16 protein-coding genes are annotated in these 18041 nt (G+C 67.7%); 8 read left to right on the top strand and 8 right to left on the bottom strand.

Features of this window, described 5'->3' with window-relative positions:
• Positions 1-2 precede the first annotated feature (2 nt).
• Positions 3-1211, bottom strand: a complete 1209-nt coding sequence (locus ACF8LI_RS16180; protein WP_013799976.1) for a CaiB/BaiF CoA-transferase family protein — start codon at positions 1209-1211, stop codon at positions 3-5.
• Positions 1212-1340: 129 nt separating this feature from the next.
• On the opposite strand from ACF8LI_RS16180, the gene ACF8LI_RS16175 reads away from it, so the two are divergent.
• Complete coding sequence (locus ACF8LI_RS16175; RefSeq protein WP_016447304.1) at positions 1341-2246, top strand: LysR family transcriptional regulator; 906 nt, start codon at positions 1341-1343, stop codon at positions 2244-2246.
• Here the strand turns inward: ACF8LI_RS16175 and ACF8LI_RS16170 are convergent.
• Together ACF8LI_RS16170 and ACF8LI_RS16165 are read right to left on the bottom strand one after the other, a co-directional pair.
• The gene (locus ACF8LI_RS16170; RefSeq protein WP_013799978.1) at positions 2236-3660 is read right to left on the bottom strand and encodes an FAD-binding oxidoreductase; all 1425 of its coding nucleotides are present in this window, start codon (positions 3658-3660) and stop codon (positions 2236-2238) included. The two genes, ACF8LI_RS16175 and ACF8LI_RS16170, sit on opposite strands and share 11 nt — an antisense overlap.
• An 82-nt stretch (positions 3661-3742) precedes the next feature.
• Complete coding sequence (locus tag ACF8LI_RS16165) at positions 3743-4102, bottom strand: EF-hand domain-containing protein (RefSeq protein WP_043789497.1); 360 nt, start codon at positions 4100-4102, stop codon at positions 3743-3745.
• Between the two features lie 179 nt (positions 4103-4281).
• Here ACF8LI_RS16165 and ACF8LI_RS16160 point away from each other — a divergent pair, with 179 nt between their 5' ends.
• The 4 genes from ACF8LI_RS16160 (at position 4282) to ACF8LI_RS16145 (ending at position 7548) form a co-directional block, all read left to right on the top strand.
• Entirely contained in the window at positions 4282-4854 is a 573-nt protein-coding gene (locus ACF8LI_RS16160) for a cob(I)yrinic acid a,c-diamide adenosyltransferase (RefSeq protein WP_047472321.1), read from the top strand.
• Positions 4855-4872: 18 nt separating this feature from the next.
• Positions 4873-5778 (top strand): LysR substrate-binding domain-containing protein, encoded by a 906-nt coding sequence (locus tag ACF8LI_RS16155; RefSeq protein ID WP_016452275.1) that lies wholly within the window; start codon positions 4873-4875, stop codon positions 5776-5778.
• A gap of 446 nt (positions 5779-6224) precedes the next feature.
• Positions 6225-6878 (top strand): hypothetical protein, encoded by a 654-nt coding sequence (locus tag ACF8LI_RS16150; protein ID WP_047472320.1) that lies wholly within the window; start codon positions 6225-6227, stop codon positions 6876-6878.
• Between the two features lie 49 nt (positions 6879-6927).
• Positions 6928-7548 (top strand): hypothetical protein, encoded by a 621-nt coding sequence (locus ACF8LI_RS16145; RefSeq protein ID WP_392413339.1) that lies wholly within the window; start codon positions 6928-6930, stop codon positions 7546-7548.
• A gap of 19 nt (positions 7549-7567) precedes the next feature.
• On the opposite strand, the gene ACF8LI_RS16140 is transcribed toward ACF8LI_RS16145, so the two are convergent.
• On the bottom strand, positions 7568-8803 hold the full coding sequence (locus ACF8LI_RS16140) for a D-amino acid dehydrogenase (protein WP_392413405.1): 1236 nt from the start codon (positions 8801-8803) through the stop codon (positions 7568-7570).
• Positions 8804-9025: 222 nt separating this feature from the next.
• Here ACF8LI_RS16140 and ACF8LI_RS16135 point away from each other — a divergent pair, with 222 nt between their 5' ends.
• Complete coding sequence (locus tag ACF8LI_RS16135; protein ID WP_012202010.1) at positions 9026-9907, top strand: amino acid ABC transporter substrate-binding protein; 882 nt, start codon at positions 9026-9028, stop codon at positions 9905-9907.
• A 14-nt stretch (positions 9908-9921) separates the two neighbouring features.
• The gene (locus ACF8LI_RS16130; RefSeq protein WP_160851031.1) at positions 9922-10683 is read left to right on the top strand and encodes an aspartate/glutamate racemase family protein; all 762 of its coding nucleotides are present in this window, start codon (positions 9922-9924) and stop codon (positions 10681-10683) included.
• Here the strand turns inward: ACF8LI_RS16130 and boxA are convergent.
• The 4 genes from boxA to ACF8LI_RS16110 form a co-directional block, all read right to left on the bottom strand.
• Entirely contained in the window at positions 10677-12008 is a 1332-nt protein-coding gene (gene boxA / locus ACF8LI_RS16125; protein WP_392413336.1) for a benzoyl-CoA 2,3-epoxidase subunit BoxA, read from the bottom strand. The genes ACF8LI_RS16130 and boxA overlap by 7 nt on opposite strands.
• Before the next feature lie 26 nt (positions 12009-12034).
• The gene (gene boxB / locus ACF8LI_RS16120; RefSeq protein ID WP_043823400.1) at positions 12035-13462 is read right to left on the bottom strand and encodes a benzoyl-CoA 2,3-epoxidase subunit BoxB; all 1428 of its coding nucleotides are present in this window, start codon (positions 13460-13462) and stop codon (positions 12035-12037) included.
• A gap of 38 nt (positions 13463-13500) precedes the next feature.
• Positions 13501-15171 carry a 2,3-epoxybenzoyl-CoA dihydrolase gene (boxC, locus tag ACF8LI_RS16115; protein ID WP_278534300.1) on the bottom strand — a complete coding sequence of 557 codons (1671 nt, stop codon included), beginning with the start codon at positions 15169-15171 and terminating at the stop codon, positions 13501-13503.
• A gap of 194 nt (positions 15172-15365) precedes the next feature.
• Positions 15366-16280 (bottom strand): helix-turn-helix transcriptional regulator, encoded by a 915-nt coding sequence (locus tag ACF8LI_RS16110; protein ID WP_012202015.1) that lies wholly within the window; start codon positions 16278-16280, stop codon positions 15366-15368.
• 174 nt (positions 16281-16454) lie between these two features.
• Here ACF8LI_RS16110 and ACF8LI_RS16105 point away from each other — a divergent pair, with 174 nt between their 5' ends.
• Positions 16455-18011: a benzoate-CoA ligase family protein gene (locus ACF8LI_RS16105; RefSeq protein ID WP_392413334.1), complete on the top strand. Its 1557-nt coding sequence runs from the start codon at positions 16455-16457 to the stop codon at positions 18009-18011.
• Positions 18012-18041: the final 30 nt, after the last annotated feature.

The following is an 18041-nucleotide window of genomic DNA, read 5'->3' as shown; positions in this document are numbered from 1 at the left end:
TCTCAGATGATGTTTTTGGCGCGCAGCGCGGCGCGGGCCTGTTCGTCCAGGCCCAGGCGCTGCTGCAGCACCTCGTCGGTGTGTTCGCCTTGGTGCGGCGGCGGGCGGCGCACGGGCAGGCGCTGGCCGTCCAGCGCATAGGGCGGGGCCAGCACGGACTGGCTGCCGGCCTCGCTGTCCTCGAAGCGGTGCAGCAGGCCGGCGTCGGCCGTGCGCTGCGAGTTCAGGGCCTCGAACAGGCCCAGCACCTCGCCGCAGGGAATCTGCGCGGCCGTCAGGCATTCGAGCAGTTGGGCGCGCGTGAAACGCAGCAGCTCGGCCTGCACCAGCGGCATCAGCAGATCGCGGTTTGCCGAGCGTGCGGTATTGGTGGCAAAGCGCTCGTCGGCGGCCCACTCGGGCTTGGCGATGACGTCGGTGCAAAAGCGCTGGAACTGGCCGTTGTTGCCCACGGTGATGACCAGAGGGCCGTCGGCCGCCTCGAACACGCCGTAGGGCACGATGGACGGATGGGCGTTGCCGAACTTGGGCGGGTCGCCGGCCTTGAGCAGGGCCTCCATGCCGTAGTAGCTGGTGATCATCAGGCCGCAGTCGTACAGGGCCATCTGCACATGGCGACCGCGCCCGCTGCGCTCGCGCTCGTAGAGCGCGGCCAGGATGGCCTGGGCCGAGTACATGCCCGTGAACATGTCCACGGCGGCCACGCCGAACTTCAGCGGGCCCTGGCCCTGCTCGCCGTTCATGGCCATGATGCCGGACTCGCCCTGCACCACCAGGTCGTAGCCGGGCCGCGTGGCCTCGGGGCCGCTGCGCGAGTAGCCCGAGATGGAGCAGTACACCAGGCGCGGGTTCAGCTGCGACAGCTGCTCGTAGCCCAGGCCCAGCTTCTCGGCGCCGCCGACCTTGAAGTTCTGGATGACCACATCGCTGTCGGCCGCCAGCTCGCGTGCGATGCGCAGGCCCTCTTCGGCCTGCAGGTCCAGCGTGACCGAGCGCTTGTTGCGGTTGGCGCTGTTGAAGTAGGAGGTGTTGCGCTGGCCCACGCGCACGCCCCAGTCGCGCGTGTCGTCGCCGCGGCCCGGGTGCTCGACCTTGACGACATCGGCACCCAGGTCGGCCAGCGCCATGGCACACATGGGGCCGGCCAGCACGCGCGAAAGATCCAGGACGCGCACGCCGTCCAGCGGCAGGGAAGAGGGGAGAGCACTCATGCGAAACCTTGTCGAACCACGAAAACCGCAACGGGCCGGTGATGCCCGGGCAGGCCCGCATTCTTCATTCGTTTATTGACTTTGACAATCGTGCTAAAAAATGGACATTGTGTGTACTGAGGTTTGACAATGGATCTGGGCGGACTGTCCCTGCTGGTGGACATCATCGAAGCCGGCAACCTGAGCCGCGCCGCCGTGCGCCTGGGCATGAGCCGCGCCAACGTCAGCCACCGGCTCAACCAGTTCGAGCGCCAGATCGGCCAGCAGCTGCTGCGCCGCACCACGCGCCAGGTCGAGCCCACCGAGCTGGGCCTGCGCCTGTACGCGCATGGCCGCGCGATACGCCAGGAGGTCATGGCGGCGGCCGAGTCGGTGGACAGCCTGGGCCAGAGCCTGCAGGGCACCGTGCGGCTGAGCGTGCCCAGCGGCTACGGCCAGCTGCAGATGTCGGGCTGGCTGACGGAGTTCATGCGCATGCACCCGGGCATCACGCTGGAGGTGATCTTCGACAACGACATCGAGGACCTGATGCAGGGCGCGGTGGACTTCGCCGTGCGCGTGATGACCGAGCCGCCCGAAAGCCTGGTGGCCTGCAAGCTTGGCGATGTGCTCTACGAGGCCTGCGCCACGCCGCAGTTCCTGGCGCAGCATGGCCACCCCGACTCGCTGCTGGCGCTCAAGCGCGTGCCGCTGATCACCTCGGCGCTCACGGGCCAGAAGCTGCGCACGGCCGGCATGAACGGCGCCCGGCCCACCGAGCTGCGCATACGCCCGCGCCTGATGTCGCCCAACTTCCACTTCCTGCGCGATGCCGTGCTGCAGGGCCTGGGCGTGGCCGTGGTGCCGCGCTACATGGTGGCGGCCGAACTGGCCAGCGGCGCGCTTGAGCGCCTGCCGCTGCCGCCGGGCAGCCTGGACTTTCTGGCCACGCGCCAGTACCTGCTGTACATGCCGTCCCACTACCAGACGCGGGCCATCACCACGCTGATCGACTTCCTGCGCGAGAAAGCCGCGGCGGAGGGACTCAGAGGCTGAAGATTTTCCCGGGATTCAGGATGTTCTTCGGGTCCAGCGCCTGCTTGATGGAGCGCATCATCTGCACCGCGCCGTCGCCGGCTTCCTCGCGCAGGAAATCCATCTTGTGGATGCCCACGCCATGCTCGCCCGTGCAGGTGCCGCCCAGCGCAATGGAGCGCGACACCAGCTGGTGGTTGAGCTGCTCGGCGCGCGAGCGCTCGTCCTCGTTGTCCGGGTCGATCAGGTAGCCGAAGTGGAAGTTGCCGTCGCCCACGTGGCCGACGAGGAAGTAGGGAATGCCGCTGTCGTCGGCCTCGCGCACCGAGTCCAGTAGCGCATCGGCCAGGCGGCTGATGGGCACGCAGGCGTCGGTGGTGATGCAGCGGCAGCCGGGGCGGCTGGAGACAGCTGCGAAATAGGCGTTGTGGCGGGCCGTGAACAATCGCGTGCGGTCCTCGGGACGCTCGGCCCATTCGAAGGCGTTGCCGCCGAACTCGCCCGCAATGTCCTGCACCATCTCGGCCTGCTCCTTCACGCCCGTGGGCGAGCCGTGGAACTCCATCAGCAGCATGGGCTCCTCGCGCAGCGTGAGCTTGCTGTAGGCATTGACCATGCGCACCGAGTTCACGTCCACCAGCTCCACGCGGGCAATAGGCACGCCCATCTGTATTGTCTGGATCACCGTGCGCACGGCGGCCTCGATGCTGGGGAAGGAGCAGATGGCCGCGCTCACGGCCTCGGGCAGCGGGTACAGGCGCACCGTGATCTCGGTGACCACGCCCAGCGTGCCTTCGCTGCCCACGATCAGGCGCGTGAGGTCATAGCCCGCGCTGCTTTTCTTGGCGCGCGTGCCGGTGCGCATCAGCTCGCCGCTGGCCGTGACCAGTTCCAGCGCCAGCACGTTCTCGCGCATGGTGCCGTAGCGCACGGCATTGGTGCCGCTGGCGCGCGTAGCGGTCATGCCGCCGATGGAGGCATCGGCGCCGGGATCGATGGGGAAGAAGAAGCCCGTGTCCTTGATGGCATCGTTGAGCTGCTTGCGCGTGATGCCGGGCTGCACGGTGACCGTCAGGTCCTCGGTGTTGACCGAGAGAATGCGGTTCATGCGGCTCAGGTCCAGGCTGATGCCGCCCTCGACGGCCAGCAGATGGCCTTCGAGCGAGGAGCCTGCGCCGTAGGGGATGACCGGCACGGCATGCTGGTCGGCCAGCTTCAGCGCGTCCTGCACGTCCTGCGTGCTTTCGGCAAAGACCACGGCCGCAGGCGGGGGCGCCTGGATGGCGCCCTCGTCGCGGCCGTGCTGTTCGCGCACCGCCAAAGCCGTGGAGCACTGGGCGCCGAAACGCTGGGCCAGGGCTTGGAGAAAGGCTTCGGGGATGGGGCGCTGAGCGAAGTCAGGCTGCAGGCGGACGGGGGCGACAGGGGCGTTCATCGGTGTTCTCCAGGGGCAACCGGAAAGAATACCACCGGCCCTGTCGCCCAACCGTGTGGGTCAGCCGCCAGGCATCCGGGTGTCAGCGCGGCTGGACAGCCTTGCTGAATTCATCGCGCGACAGCGATCCGTTCTTGTCGGCATCGATCTGGGCGAAATTGCTGCTCACGGCGGGCAGGGCCTCGGCCTCCTTCTTGCTCAGCTTGCCGTCCCGGTTGGTGTCGGCGCGATCGAATGCGGCTTGCACCTCGTTGGCGCCGCCCGCTGGTGCTGCGGGTGCTGGCGCAGATTGCACGCCTGCTGCCGAGCCGCCGCCAAACGTCGGCTGCGGTGCCGTGGACGGAGCCTGCGCCATGGCAGCAACGCTGCCCAGCGAAATGGCCGCGAACAACATCACGCTGCGGATTTCAAAACCGGAGACTTTGCGCAGTTGAGAGGTCATGTGTCGAACTCCTTGTCGAACGTGGAACATGACTGCATTCCACCTGCTGCAGCGCAGCAGGGCCAGCACTTTTGCCGGCTGTTGCCTGCTACAACATTTGCGTGCCGGCTGTAACGCACAATCAGGTGATGGGCCGTCACGGGTCCTGTTTTTCACCCCGCATCGCCAAGGAGAACCCCATGGGCAACCGTTTGACACAGATCGCCACGCGCACCGGAGACGACGGCAGCACGGGCCTGGGCGACAACACGCGCGTCTCCAAGAACAGCGGCCGCCCGCACGCCATGGGCGATGTGGACGAGCTCAATTCCCACATCGGCCTGCTGCTGTGCGAGGCCCTGCCCGAGGACGTGCGCGAGCTGCTGGTCGATGTGCAGCACCAGCTGTTCAACCTCGGCGGCGAGCTGTCCATTCCCGGCTATGAACTGCTCAAGGACGACGCCCTGCTGCAGCTCGATGAAGCGCTGGCCCACTACAACGCGCAGCTGCCCCGGCTGCAGGAATTCATCCTGCCGGCTGGCAGCCGCGCAGCGGCCCAGGCCCATGTCTGCCGCACGGTGGCACGCCGTGCCGAGCGCATGGTGGTGGCGCTGGAGCAGGGCGAGGCCATGCGGCCCGCGCCGCGCCAATACCTGAACCGCCTGTCCGACCTGCTGTTCGTGCTGGCACGCGTGCTCAACCGCATGGATGGCGGCGACGACGTGTACTGGAAAAGCGAGCGGCTGGCGCGCGCGCAGTCCGCTCAAGAGTGACCGTGCTGAGGACGGCCCATGCGCCTGCGCCACATCGAGGTCTTCAATGCCGTCATGCAGACCGGCAGCGTCAGCGCTGCCGCACGGCTGATCAACATCACCCAGCCGGCCGTCAGCCGCACCCTGCAGCATGCGGAGCTGCAGCTGGGCTTTGCGCTGTTCCAGCGCGCACGCGGGCGGCTCACGCCCACCAATGAGGCGCTGGCGCTGTTCCCCCACATCGAGAAGCTGTTCGAGCAGCTCGACGAGGTCCAGCGTCTGGCCGACAACCTGCGCCATGGCCGGGCAGCGGACCGGCTCACCGTGCTCACCGTCTTCGCGCTCAGCCGCGAGGTGCTGCCGCGCGCCGTGGCCGGCTTTCGGCGCCGCCACCCGCAGGTGCAGGTCCATGTGCAGGCGCTGCACACGCCCCAGGTGGTCTCGGCCCTGCTGCTGCAGGAGGCCGACGTGGGCTTCGTCATCAGCTCCGTGGGCCAGCCCGCGCTGGAGCATGAGCTGCTGGCCGAGGTGGACATGTTCTGCGTGCTGCCCAAGGGCCTGCTGCCGCCCTCGCGCGTGCGCGAAGAGGGGATGGAGCTCAAGGACCTGGCCGAGCTGCCCGTGGTCGCTCTCGATGCGCGCGACCCGCTGGGCATGCGCCTGGGCCAGGCCTGCCGCGAGCATGGCGTGGGCCTGTCGCCCGTGGTCACCGTGCAGACCTACCACGCGGCCCTGTCCATGGCCGAGTACGGCCTGGGCGCCGCCATCATGGACGGCTGCACCGCCCTGGCCGCCGACCGCCGCAAGGTCCATGTCGTCCCCCTGCTGCCGCGCATCACCGTGGGGGTGAATGCACTCAGCCTGCCCCAGCGGCCAGGGTCGGTGCTGGCACGGGCAATGACCGAGGAAATGCGCAAGGCCTTGCGCGAGTTGCTGGCTGGTTGAGGCCGTTCATACAAGCATGCCTGCTGGACTGCGGCTGGTGCGCCGTGGTCATTGGCACGATCGATTGTCAAATTCAACTGAATTCTCATGATCGATTGATTTGTTAATGAGAATTATTCACAATCATTACCCGGGATCTGACAACTGCATCGTCATGAAGGGGGGTCATGAGAAATTCAGGAGCTTTGCTTCCGCGCTGGCAGGTCGTTGCCTGGGCATGCGCTACTCTTGCCTTTGCCGGTGGGCTGGCGCTCATCTTTTTTGCCGAGCCAGCGCCTGAGGTCAGGCATGCACAGGTGAGTGCAACCAAGCCACCTGCGCAAGCTTCCGGGCCTGCTGCGCCAGCACCTGAAACTCCCGCTCCACCGGCGATCGCTTCCGTACCGGCGCCCGTGCCGGTGGCGCCCCCCACGGCACCTCGAGCCAAGGCGTTTCCTGCCGTTGTCGTGGATGCATCGGCGGAGATTCTGTACAACCGGCTTGCCCGCAGCGAGGTCACGCTGGACCAGGCCGGCGAAGTCGCCAAACTCCACAAGGCATTGGAGCGTTGCTGGATGGTGTCCCTCTACGGGCGCATGGCGCAGTGGGCTTCCCCGGCTTCCGATCCTGCAGGACATGCGATGGCCCAGACTCTGCTGCGTGAGGAAGGGGCCAAGGCGCGGCCCGGCTGCGGTGAGCTTCCCGAGGACGCATATGCCAGGGCAGATGGATGGACCGCCCTGCTAGCGGCCCAGGGCGATCCCCAGAGCATGATGAATTACGGGGGGGCCTACTGGACCCGGGATCTGGAGCATGTGATGAAGGACCCAGAGCGCCTCGACGAATTCCGGCGCACCACCCTGGCCTACCTCAATGCCCTGATCGACCGAGGCTATGTCGATGCGCTGATCATGATGGCCTCCATCCGATACAACCCCACATGGGGAGAGCCGCGGCCGGCCGAGGTATGGGCCTACTTATATGCCAATGCCAAAGCCAGCGGCGATGTGTCCTTGCAAGCCAATTTGCTTCAGAGCATAGACCAGCGGGTGCCGCCGGAAGGGCGCCAGCGTGCGACTGATATGGCTCAGGAGCTAGTGAGGAGATGCTGTGGTGGCTAGTCAGACAACATCAATCTCACCACGCCTCTCCGAAACGTGGCGCTCACTGGTGATCATCGCGCTTGCCGCATTGCTCATTGCCGCGAGTTGGCGTGGCGTATCCGACACCCAAGAAGATCCGCGCGGTTGGAACGATGCCGATATTGCTAAATTTATCTTGGGGACGGTCAACTCATCGTTGTCGATTGGACAATGGAAGCGTGGAGATACGGTGACCATCTGTCAGGCAGGATCCAGCAGATGCATTTTGGTGGTCTACGCCAACATAATGTCTCACGACGCTTGGCTTAAAGCACGCGACACCGACTCACGGAATGCGCCGCCCGATGTTTCGCTTTGGGAGCGCTTTCTCAAGTGGTTTTTGGGTCGAGGCGGCGTGCCTTCAACGGTTTCGCTGGACACGCTTATCGCTGAGTGGGGCGAAGTGCCACCCGGGACGGTCACGGTCGAACCACTGCGGCCTGATGACACGCTGACAAAGTGCACTGGCTGCCATGGTTCGGATTGGCAGCAAATAGCCCAGCGGCCGTCATGGGAGCCGTTGCGAAGTGTGAAGGCCAGCGGTTGGCTTGCCTTGATTGGCGCCGCAGCCATGTCGGTGGATGCCCGACATGGCTGGTCCAAGGACGACTGGCAACTCGTACGGAGATTGAGTGGCGACATGACATAGGTGGCTGCGGGACCGGGTTCTACAGATCGTCCGCCTCCATCTGCCCCACCAGCCTCTGCGCCGAACCGAACGCCAGCGTCAGCCCCAGCGCGCCATGCCCCGTCTGCAGCCACAGGTTGCGCGGACCGCCGCGCTGGCGGCCGGTGAGGGGCAGGCCGGTGGGTGTGGCGGGGCGCATGCCGGTCCAGGGGTGGAGGTTGCCGTCCAGCGGCAGGTCGGCGAAGACCTCCTGCGTGGAGCGGCGCAGGCTGGCGATGCGGCGCGGGTCGGTGCGCGTGTCCCGGCCCACGATCTCCACCATGCCGGCCACGCGCAGGCGTTCGCCGATGCGTGCGAAGACGACCTTGCGTGCGGTGTCGGTGACGCTGACCCGGGGCGCGGCGTGCGGCAGCTGCGCGGCGGCATCGGCGGTGATGCTGTAGCCCTTGAGCGGGTAGACGGGAATGCGCAGGCCCAGCTGGCGCGCGTGGACCGCGCTTTCCCAGCCGCTGGCCAGCACGTAGTGGTCGGCATGCAGCGGCAACGGGCCTGCGGCGGTGCGCAGGCCGGTGATGGCGTCGCCTTCGCGCTCGAAGCCCTGCAGCTCCACGCCGTAGCGCAGTTCGGCGCCGCGTGCGGTGAGCCGGGCGGCCAGTTGTTCGCACAGCAGGCGGCAGTCGGCGGCGGCCTCGCTGGGCGTGTGTACGGCGCCTGCAATGCGCTGCGCGTAGCCGGCGAGCGCGGGTTCGATGCGCGCCACTTCGGCGGCGTTGACGATGCGCTGCGGCGCGCCGCCCAGGCCCGCTTGCAGTGCCACCTGCTGCGCGGCGGCATCCAGCGCCTGCTGGGTGGGGTAGAGCACCAGCTTGCCCGGCGTGTGCAGGTCGCAGGCCAGTGCCTCGTCGGCCTGGAGCGACTCGAAGGCCTGGCGGCTTTCGGCGGCCAGGGCCAGCAGGGCGCGCGTGCCTTCGGCCGAGGCATGGGCATTGCAGGCGCCCAGGAAGCGCAGTCCCCAGGCCCATTGCGCGGGGTCGGCGCGCAGGCGGAAGGCCAGCGGCGAATCCTTTTGCAGCAGCAGGCGGGGCAGCATCTTCCAGATGCCGGGATCGGCCAGCGGCTGCACGTAGGAATAGCTCAGCTGCGCGCCATTGCCGCCGCTGGCGCCCTGGGCGGGGCCCGGTGCGCGGTCCAGCACGGTGATGCGATGGCCGGCCCGCTGCAGCGCCCAGGCCGTTGCCAGGCCGACGATGCCGGCGCCCACGATGCAGACATGCATTGATCGTTTCTCCATGCAGCCGCACTGTAGGCCGCGCGCGGCAGGCCGGGCCATGGCATTTGGCACAGGGGGTATGCATGCAGGTTATGGCTGCGGGCCGCTGCCCAGTGCAGGGGGACCACCCATAACCGGCGGGCATGGACCGGCCCGATATTGTCATTCCGCAAAGGCCGCCGCCCTTCCTACACTGGCCGCACATCCACCAAAGACGAGGAGACAAGCATGCAACTTCACACCACCGCGCTGTGCGCGGCCCTGGCCCTGGGAGGCCTGGCTGCGGCCCATGCCGACACGCTGGCCAAGGTGCGCGACAGCGGCCGCATCACGCTGGCCTACCGCGAGTCCTCCGTGCCCTTCAGCTACCTGGACAACGGCAAGCCCATCGGCATGACGGTGGAGATGTCCCAGGCCGTGGCCGAGGCCGTGAAGAAGGCGGTGAACCGGCCCGATCTGAAGGTGCAGTGGCAGGCCGTGACCTCGCAGAACCGCATGCCGCTGCTGGCCAACGGCACCATCGATCTGGAATGCGGCTCGACCACCAACAACACGGTGCGCGGCAAGGAGGTGGCCTTTGCCATCAACCATTTCTACACGGGCACGCGGCTGCTGGTGAAGAAGAGCTCGGGCATCAAAAACTACGCCGACCTCAAGGACAAGACCGTGGCCATCACCACGGGAACCACCAACCTGCAGGTGCTGCGCAAGGCCAATGCCGACAAGGCCTGGGGCATGAACATCGTCATGGCCAAGGACCATGCGGACGGCTTCCTGCTGGTGGAGAACGACCGCGCCGCGGCCTTCGGCATGGACGACATCCTGCTCTTCGGCCTGATCCCCACGGCCAAGAACCCCGGGGACTTCGAGGTGGTGGCCGACTCGCTGCAGGTCGAGCCCTATGCCTGCATGCTGCGCAAGGACGACCCCCAGTTCAAGCAGCTGGTCGATGGCGTGATCGGCGACATGATGAAGTCGGGCGCGTTCGCCAGGCTTTATGACAAGTGGTTCATGCAGCCCATTGCCCCGAGGAACGTGGCCCTGGGCTTGCCGATGAGCGAGCAATTGCAGAAAAACCTGCAGGACCTCAGCGACAAACCTGCTTTTTGATTTCGGATCGCAGCATGCAGCAGCAGCTTCAGCCCCCGCGCGCGGTGGGCATTCTCGGGGGCATGGGACCGGCCGCAGGCGCGGATTTCGTGCGCCTGTTCGTGCAGGCCTGCACGGCGCACCTGCAGCAGCAGGGCCTGCCCGTGCATGACCAGGCCTATCCCGAGCACTGGCTGGTGCAGTTGCCCATGCCCGACCGCAGCGCGGCGCTGCGCGCGGACCCGCAGTCGCCCACGGGGCCGGCCCAGCACCTGCTGCAGGGCGTGGGCCGCATGGCGGCGCTGGGCGTGCGCAGCGTGGCCCTGGCCTGCAACACGGCCCATGCCTGGCATGGGCAGCTGCAGGCGCTTTTTCCGCAGCTGCATGTGCTGCACATTGCGCGCCAGGCCGCCCTGCACCTGCAGGCCGGCGGCGCGCAGCAGGCCATCGTGCTGGCCACGCAGGGCACCTATGACAGCGGCCTGTACGACGCGGCACTGGCCGAGTGCGGCATCACCGCGCTGCAGCCCGATGCGCAGGGCCGCGCGCGGCTCATGCAGGGCATCTACGACGGCGTCAAGCAGGGCGACATGGACCTGGCCGCGCGCTGCTTCGGCGAGGTGCTGGCCCCGCTGCTGCAGCGCCATGGCGATGTGCCCGTGATCATGGGCTGCACCGAGATCCCGCTGGCCCTGCCGCAGTCGCCGCTGGCGCGCGGTGCCGAGTTGGTGGACCCTGCCTGGATACTGGCCCAGGCCCTGGCCAGCGATGCGTATGGGCCTGTAGCGATTCAATAAGTCTCCAGATGCAGCCGGCCTTCGCGCTTGAGGCGTGTACCGATCTGTTCCCAGTCCAGCCCGGCTTGCTGCGCCACGTCGCGCAGTGCCAGCACCACGCCTTCCTCCATGCTCTTGAGCCCGCAGACGTAGAAGTGCGCGTTGTCGTCGCGCAGCAGGGCTGCCAGGTCGGCCGCACGTTCGCGCAGCAGGTCCTGCACGTAGCGCTGGGGCTGGCCGGCCACGCGCGAGAAGGCCAGGTTGTTGTCGATGAAGTCGCGCGGCAGGCTTTGCAGCGGGCCGAAGTAGGGCAGCTCCTGCGGCGTGCGTGCGCCGAAGAACAGCATGAGCTTGCCGCCCTCGAACCTGCCGCTCTTGCGCAGCCGCCTGCGCCATTCGGTCATGGCGCGCATGGGGGCGCTGCCCGTGCCCGTGCAGATCATCACGATGTGCGAGCGGGGATGGTTGGGCATCAGGAACGACTGGCCGAACGGGCCTATGACCTGGACCCTGTCGCCGATGCGTGCGTCGCACAGGTAGTTGCTGGCCACGCCGCGCACGGGGCGGCCCTGGTGGTCCTGGGTGACGCGTTTCACGGTCAGCGCCAGGTTGTTGTAGCCGGGCCGCTCGCCATTGCGCGCACTGGCCACCGAGTACTGGCGCGCCACATGCGGGCGGCCCTGGGCATCGGTGCCGGGTGCAATGACGGCGATGGACTGGCCTTCGAGCACGGGGAACGGCTGGCTGCCGAAGTCCAGCACGATGTGGTGGGTCTCGCTGTCGAAGCCCGCCTCCGTGCAGTTGAGGTTGCCGACCACGGTGGCCGTGACGGGGCTCCTGGGGCCATGCAGGTTGGTGTACGGATGGGCGGCCGACCAGGGCGGCACGGTGGCGCCGTAGCTGGCGCTGCGCAACACCTGGGTATCGGCCTTGTCGTCGGGCCGGGCCGCATCTGCACCGCGCGTGGCGGCCGCCGCGATCACGGCCTGGGCCTGGCTCAGGTCCTCGGCGGCAGGTGCGTCCCCTGTGTCCTGTGCCTGGGCCCGTGCCTGGACCAGCGCCTCAGGCGGCAGCTCCTCGGGCAGCTCGTCCCAGAGCAGCTGCTCGGCCACGGGATAGGCGCTTGCCAGCGGCACCTTGCGCCAGTTGTCGATGGCGCCCGTGGGGCAGGGCGAGACGCAGTCCATGCAGCCGTTGCACTGCTCGGCCAGTACCACGTAGTTGCGGTCATCGTGCGTGATGGCGCCCACGGGGCAGGTGGCCTCGCAGGTGTTGCAGCGGATGCAGATCTCCGGGTCGATCAGGTGCTGCGTGAGGATGCCGTGTTCTACCAAGGCGACTGTCATGGGCGACTCCCTGCTGGCGCGGCGCTTCAGTTGAAGCGCACGTATTCGAAATCCACGGGCTGGCGGTTGATGCCCATGACCGGCGGCGCGATCCAGCCCGCGAACTGGCCCGGCTCCACGCAACGGCCCATGAGCGAGGCGACGAAGGCGCGGTCGGCGTCCGAGGGCAGCCATTCGGCCTCGCGCATGCGCCATTCCTGCTCGCTGACCACGCGGCCGTCGGGGCTCATGCGCACGCCGGCCAGCGCGCCGATCTGGCGGTTGAAGGCCTTGTGCGGCACGGTGAGGCGGAAATCGATGCCGGCCTTTTCCATGACCTTGTTCCAGCGGCCCACGCCCGCGTTGGAGTCCTTGATGTAGTCGTCGCGCAGCACCTCGTTGAGCGCGTTGAGCATGGGCACTTCCTTTTCCTGCAGCCTGCCGTCCACCACTTCCAGCACCTTGTAGTGCTGGTCGTGCAGGCGGTGGTCGTCCGCGCGCTTGCCTTCCTCGTAGCGGCCCTTGAGGCCACTGCTGTAGAAGGTGGCGGCATTGCTGGACTGGTCGGCGCCGAACAGGTCGATGGTCACGCTGTAGTGGAAGTTCAGGTAGCGCTGCAGCGTGGGCAGGTCGATCACGCCGGCCGCGCGCAGGCGGCCCACGTCGTCGGTACGCAGCTCGTTCATGACCTGGCAGGTGCGCTGCAGCACGCGCGAGACGCCGGACTCGCCCACGAACATGTGGTGGGCCTCCTCGGTCAGCATGAACTTGGTGGTGCGCGCCAGCGGGTCGAAGGCGCTCTCGGCCAGCGCGGCCAGCTGGAACTTGCCGTCGCGGTCGGTGAAGTAGGTGAACATGAAGAAGGACAGCCAGTCGGGCGTCTTCTCGTTGAAGGCGCCCAGGATGCGCGGGTTGTTCTCGTCGCCCGACTGGCGCTCCAGCAGGGCCTCGGCCTCCTCGCGGCCGTCGCGGCCGAAGTGCTTGTGCAGCAGGTAGACCATGGCCCACAGGTGGCGGCCTTCCTCCACGTTGACCTGGAACAGGTTGCGCAGGTCGTACATGGACGGCGCGGTCAGGCCCAGGTGGCGCTGCTGCTCCACCGAGGCGGGCTCGGTATCGCCCTGGGTGACGATGATGCGGCGCAGGTTGGCGCGGTGCTCGCCGGGCACGTCCTGCCAGGCCTTCTCGCCCGCGTGGTCGCCGAAGTGCACCTTGCGGTCGGCCTCGGCAGGGTTGAGGAAGATGCCCCAGCGGTAGTCGCGCATCTTCACGTGGCCGAACTGGGCCCAGCCCTGGGGGTCCACGCTGATGGCGGTGCGCAGGTAGACGTCGTAGTCGGTGGAGCCTTCGGGGCCCACGTCGCCCCACCAGTTCAGGAAGTTGGGCTGCCAGCTCTCCAGCGCGCGCTGCAGGGTGCGGTCTTCGCCGAGGTTGACGTTGTTGGGGATCTTCTCGCTGTAGTTGATGGCGCTCATGGTGGGGTCTCCGTGGATGTTTCGGGGCGTGCCTGCGGTCAGACGCGGTTGAAGTCGAAGCCGGCCTTCTGGCCCGTGCCGTAGAGCTTGAGAGCGCCCTTGTCGCCCACGGCATTGGGGCGGTTGAAGATCCAGTTCTGCCAGGCCGACAGGCGCCCGAAGATGCGCGTGACCATGTTCTCGCGGCTGGCAAAGCGCAGGTTGGCCTCCAGGCCCGTGAGCGCATCGGGCGACATGGCGGCGCGCTCTTCCATGGCGATGCGGATCTCGTCGTCCCAGTCGATGTCGTCGGGCGCGGCCGTGACCAGGCCCAGGGCCAGGGCCTGGTCGCCGTCCAGCGCGCGGCCCGTGGCGGCGCGCGCGGCCTCCAGCGGTGCGGCCTCCTCGTAGAAGCGGCGCTGCAGGCGCGACTGGTCGTTGACCAGGGGCAGCAGGCCGAAATTGAACTCGTCCAGCTGGATGCGCGGGGCGCGCTCGGTGTCATCGGGCAGCACCAGCATGTAGGCGCGATCGGCCGCGAATGCCAGCTCGGCCAGCATGCCCACGAAGCAGGAGCCGGGCTCGATCAGCGCGAACAGCGTGCGCGAGGACACATCCAGCCGCGCAAAGCTGCGGCGCAGCAGGCCCAGCGTCTCGCGCGCCAGCCAGTGGTCCTGGTGGGCCAGCAGGGCTGCGTCTGCGGCCAGCACGGCGGCGGCATCGCCTTCGGTCTTGAGCAGCCAGGTGCCCACGTCCAGCTCGTTGGTGCGCAGGTGCAGGATGGCGTCGTCCAGCTCGCGGCCCATGGCCAGCGGCCACCAGGCGTCGCCGGCCTGCTCGATGGCTTCGAGGGTGGCGGGCTGCGGACCCTGCCCAAGCGTGGGCGCCTTCACGGTCAGCGTGGCGCTGCGGCGCGCGCGGTCGATCTGCACGCTGACATGGCGGTAGTGCAGCGCGTCGTCCGTGGCCTCGCGCTCCAGGCGCGTGAGCGTGATGCCCTGCGCATTGGCGGGGCGCGTGCTGCCTTCGGCCAGGCGCTGCGCGCGTTCGGCCACCACGGCCTCGAACTGCGCGGGCTTGGCCACGGCATCGACCAGGCGCCAGTCCACGGCGCGCTGGCCGCGCACGCCTTCGACGCTGGTGCAGAAGATGTCGGCCAGGTCATGGCGCACATGGCGCTTGTCGGTCACGCGCGTGAGGCCGCCCGTGCCGGGCAGCACGCCCAGCAGCGGCACCTCGGGCAGGGAGACGGAGGAGGAGCGGTCGTCGATCAGCACGATGTCGTCGCAGGCCAGGGCCAGCTCGTAGCCGCCGCCCGCGCAGGCGCCGTTGACGGCGGCCAGGAACTTCAGGCCCGAGTGGCGCGAGCTGTCCTCGATGCCGTTGCGCGTCTCGTTCGTGAACTTGCAGAAGTTCACCTTCCAGGCATGGCTGGACACGCCCAGCATGAAGATGTTGGCGCCCGAGCAGAAGATGCGGTCGCGCCCGCTGGTGACGATGACGGTGCGCACCTGCGGATGCTCGAAGCGGATGCGGTTGAGCGCGTCGTGCAGCTCGATGTCCACGCCCAGGTCGTAGCTGTTGAGCTTGAGCTTGTAGCCGGGCCGTATGCCGCCGTCCTCGGCGATGTTCAGCTGCATGCGGGCGATGGCGCCCTCGACGGTGAACGACCAGTGGCGGTACTGGGCGGGCTCGGTGCGGTAATCGACAGTGGGGCTGGACGGGTGCATGGACGGCCTCCTGGATGAAAAATAGTGCAGTCGCAGATACGGTGCAGGCACAATTATGCAGATTCATTCGGAAAATGCACGCAACAACACGCACGATAGTGCGTGTTTTGGCCATATCCAGGGTAAACACCAGCCAGCACAGGCGAAAAAAATCCAGGCCTGGGGCCTGGATGCCGTGGGTTGCTGCCGCCGTCTCAGCGTGCGGGCAGGAACAGTGCCTTCAACTGATCGAAGCTCTGCTCCAGCGTCTGGCCGCTGGTATCCACCACATGGTCGGCCTTGGCATAGAAGCCGGCGCGGCCTTCGAGGATGCTGCGCAGATCGTCCATGGCCTCGGGATTGGCGGCCATGGGGCGGGTGTCGCCCTGGGCCACGACGCGGGCCATGTGCTCCTCGGGCTGGGCCTTGAGCCAGACCGTGGTGCAGTGCGACAGCAGCTCGTTGAAGGTGGCCGGGTCGGAGACGATGCCGCCCGGCGTGGCGATGACCACGTCGCTGTAGATCTGCACGGCTTCCTCCAGCGCGCGGCGCTCGTAGCGGCGGTAGGCGTTGGCACCGTACAGGTCGTGGATGGCGCGCACGCTGCAGCCCGCAATGCGCTCGATTTCCTGGTTGAGTTCGAGGAAGGGCACGCCCAGCTGCTCGGCCAGCATGCGGCCCAGCGTGGACTTGCCCGCGCCGCGCAGGCCGATCAGGGCGATGCGCGTGTGGCGCTGGCGGTCGCTGGGCGCCGTGCCCAGCAGCTCGCCCGCGGCCAGGCGCACGCGGCGCAGGTCCTCTTCATTGCGGCCTTCCAGCAGTTCGCGGATCAGCAGCCATTCGGCGCTGGTGGTGGTCACGTCGCCCAGCAGCTCGGCCATGGAGCATTGCAGGGCCTGTGCAATATGGTGCAGGACCAGCACCGACACATTGCCCGTGCCGTATTCGAGGTTGGCCAGGTGGCGCTCCGAGACATCGGCCGCCGCCGCCAGGGCGCGCCGCGTCATGCCCCGGCGCGAGCGCAGGCTGCGCACACGCTCGCCCAGCGCCTGCAGCACCTGGTTCCTGGGGGCTTCTGAGAGGGAATCCGCCGCCCCGGCGGACTGGGCTGCCGTCTCGAACTGGTCCATAGAGTTTCCTTGAAGAGGGCGTGAATGATAAACAGTCGGGGTTAACACCAGCCATGCAATATAGTGCTTGACGCTCGATGGTGTTCTAACTATCTTTCTGATGCACGCACAATATTGCATGTTGTGCGGAAGATCACAAGTCGGGCCGGATGCCCGATGTCGAAGGAGACCCCGATGATCGACTTCACCCAGCCCTTCAATTTCGCCGCGCACCTGTTCGCGCTCAATGAGGGGCGGCCCGGCAAGATCGCCTACATCGACGACCACGGCACGCTGAGCTACGGCCAGCTGCAGCAGCAGGCGCAGCGCATGGCCAGCGGCCTGCTGGCGGCAGGCATCCACCGCGAGGAGCGCGTGCTGCTGCTCATGCACGACCGCCATGAATGGGCCGTGGCCTTTCTGGGCGCGCTGTATGCGGGCGTGGTGCCGGTGGCGGTGAACACCTTGCTCACGGCCGACGACTACGCCTACATGCTGGGCCACAGCCGCGCCCAGGCCGTGCTGACCTGCGATGCGCTGCTGCCCCTGCTGCGCCAGGCGCTGGACCGGGCGCCCAACGAGGTGCGCCATGTCTGGGTGGCCGGCGATGAGGCGGCGGCGCGCGCCGCAGGCTTTGCGCCGATGCAGCCCTGGCTGGCGGCGCAGCCGCCGCTGCCCGCACCGGCGCCCACGCTGGGCGATGACCCGGGCTTCTGGCTGTATTCCTCGGGCTCCACGGGCAAGCCCAAGGGCGCGGTCCACACGCATGCCAATCCGTACTGGACGGCCGAACTCTATGGCGGCCCGGTGCTGGGCCTGGGCGAGGGCGACATCTGCTTTTCCGCCGCCAAGCTCTACTTCGCCTACGGCCTGGGCAATGCCCTGAGCTTTCCGCTGAGCGTGGGCGCCACCGTGCTGCTGATGGCCGAGCGGCCCACGCCCGAGGTCACCTTCGCGCGCTGGGTGCAGCACCGGCCCACGGTGTTCTTCGGCGCGCCCACGGGCTTTGCGGGCATGCTGGCCTCGCCGCTGCTGCCCGCGCGCGAGCAGGTCAGCCTGCGCATGTGCTCCTCGGCCGGCGAGGCGCTGCCGGCCGAGATCGCCCAGCGCTTCAAGGCGCATTTCGGCGCCGACATCGTGGACGGCATCGGCTCCACCGAGATGCTGCACATCTTCCTGTCCAACCGGCCCGGCGACATCCGCTACGGCACCACGGGCAAGCCCGTGGACGGCTATCGCGTGGAGCTGCGCGGCGAGGACGGCCGCCCCGTGGCCGATGGCGAGGTGGGCGACCTGTTCATCCAGGGCCCCAGCGCCGCCCTCATGTACTGGGGCAACCGCGACAAGACGCGCGAGACCTTCCAGGGCGGCTGGCTCAAAAGCGGCGACAAGTACGTGCGCGACGCCGATGGCTACTACACCTATGCCGGGCGCAGCGACGACATGCTCAAGGTCAGCGGCATCTATGTCTCGCCCTTCGAGGTCGAGGCCACGCTGATGCAGCACCCGGCCGTGCTGGAGGCCGCCGTGATCGGCAAGACCGACGCCGACGGCCTGCTCAAGACCAAGTCCTTCGTCGTGCTCAAGGACGGCTGCAGCGCCACCGAGGCCGAACTCAAGGCCTTCGTGAAGCAGCGCCTGGCCGCCTACAAGTACCCGCGCTTCATCGAGTTCGTGGACGAACTTCCCAAGACCGCCACCGGAAAGATCCAGCGCTTTCGCCTGCGTGAACGCGAGGCCAGCGTCGGCTGAACAGCCCCTTCCGATTCCCCTGACAAAAGC

Source organism: Delftia sp. WSY_12, assembly GCF_043104645.1.
Lineage (GTDB): Bacteria > Pseudomonadota > Gammaproteobacteria > Burkholderiales > Burkholderiaceae_C > Comamonas > Comamonas tsuruhatensis.
The sequence above is the reverse complement of the archived record's forward strand: the minus strand, read 5'-3'. Positions and strand labels throughout refer to the sequence as shown.

Bases quoted from the DNA above. Each gene is read 5' to 3' on its own strand.
- ACF8LI_RS16140 (WP_392413405.1), bottom strand. From the start codon at position 8,803: ATGCATGTCTGCATCGTGGGCGCCGGCATCGTCGGCCTGGCAACGGCC.
- ACF8LI_RS16160 (WP_047472321.1), top strand. From the start codon at position 4,282: ATGGGCAACCGTTTGACACAGATCGCCACGCGCACCGGAGACGACGGC.
- ACF8LI_RS16105 (WP_392413334.1), top strand. From the start codon at position 16,455: ATGATCGACTTCACCCAGCCCTTCAATTTCGCCGCGCACCTGTTCGCG.
- ACF8LI_RS16135 (WP_012202010.1), top strand. From the start codon at position 9,026: ATGCAACTTCACACCACCGCGCTGTGCGCGGCCCTGGCCCTGGGAGGC.
- ACF8LI_RS16165 (WP_043789497.1), bottom strand. From the start codon at position 4,102: ATGACCTCTCAACTGCGCAAAGTCTCCGGTTTTGAAATCCGCAGCGTG.
- ACF8LI_RS16110 (WP_012202015.1), bottom strand. From the start codon at position 16,280: ATGGACCAGTTCGAGACGGCAGCCCAGTCCGCCGGGGCGGCGGATTCC.
- boxA (WP_392413336.1), bottom strand. From the start codon at position 12,008: ATGACAGTCGCCTTGGTAGAACACGGCATCCTCACGCAGCACCTGATC.
- ACF8LI_RS16130 (WP_160851031.1), top strand. From the start codon at position 9,922: ATGCAGCAGCAGCTTCAGCCCCCGCGCGCGGTGGGCATTCTCGGGGGC.
- boxB (WP_043823400.1), bottom strand. From the start codon at position 13,462: ATGAGCGCCATCAACTACAGCGAGAAGATCCCCAACAACGTCAACCTC.
- ACF8LI_RS16170 (WP_013799978.1), bottom strand. From the start codon at position 3,660: ATGAACGCCCCTGTCGCCCCCGTCCGCCTGCAGCCTGACTTCGCTCAG.
- ACF8LI_RS16155 (WP_016452275.1), top strand. From the start codon at position 4,873: ATGCGCCTGCGCCACATCGAGGTCTTCAATGCCGTCATGCAGACCGGC.
- ACF8LI_RS16175 (WP_016447304.1), top strand. From the start codon at position 1,341: ATGGATCTGGGCGGACTGTCCCTGCTGGTGGACATCATCGAAGCCGGC.
- ACF8LI_RS16180 (WP_013799976.1), bottom strand. From the start codon at position 1,211: ATGAGTGCTCTCCCCTCTTCCCTGCCGCTGGACGGCGTGCGCGTCCTG.
- boxC (WP_278534300.1), bottom strand. From the start codon at position 15,171: ATGCACCCGTCCAGCCCCACTGTCGATTACCGCACCGAGCCCGCCCAG.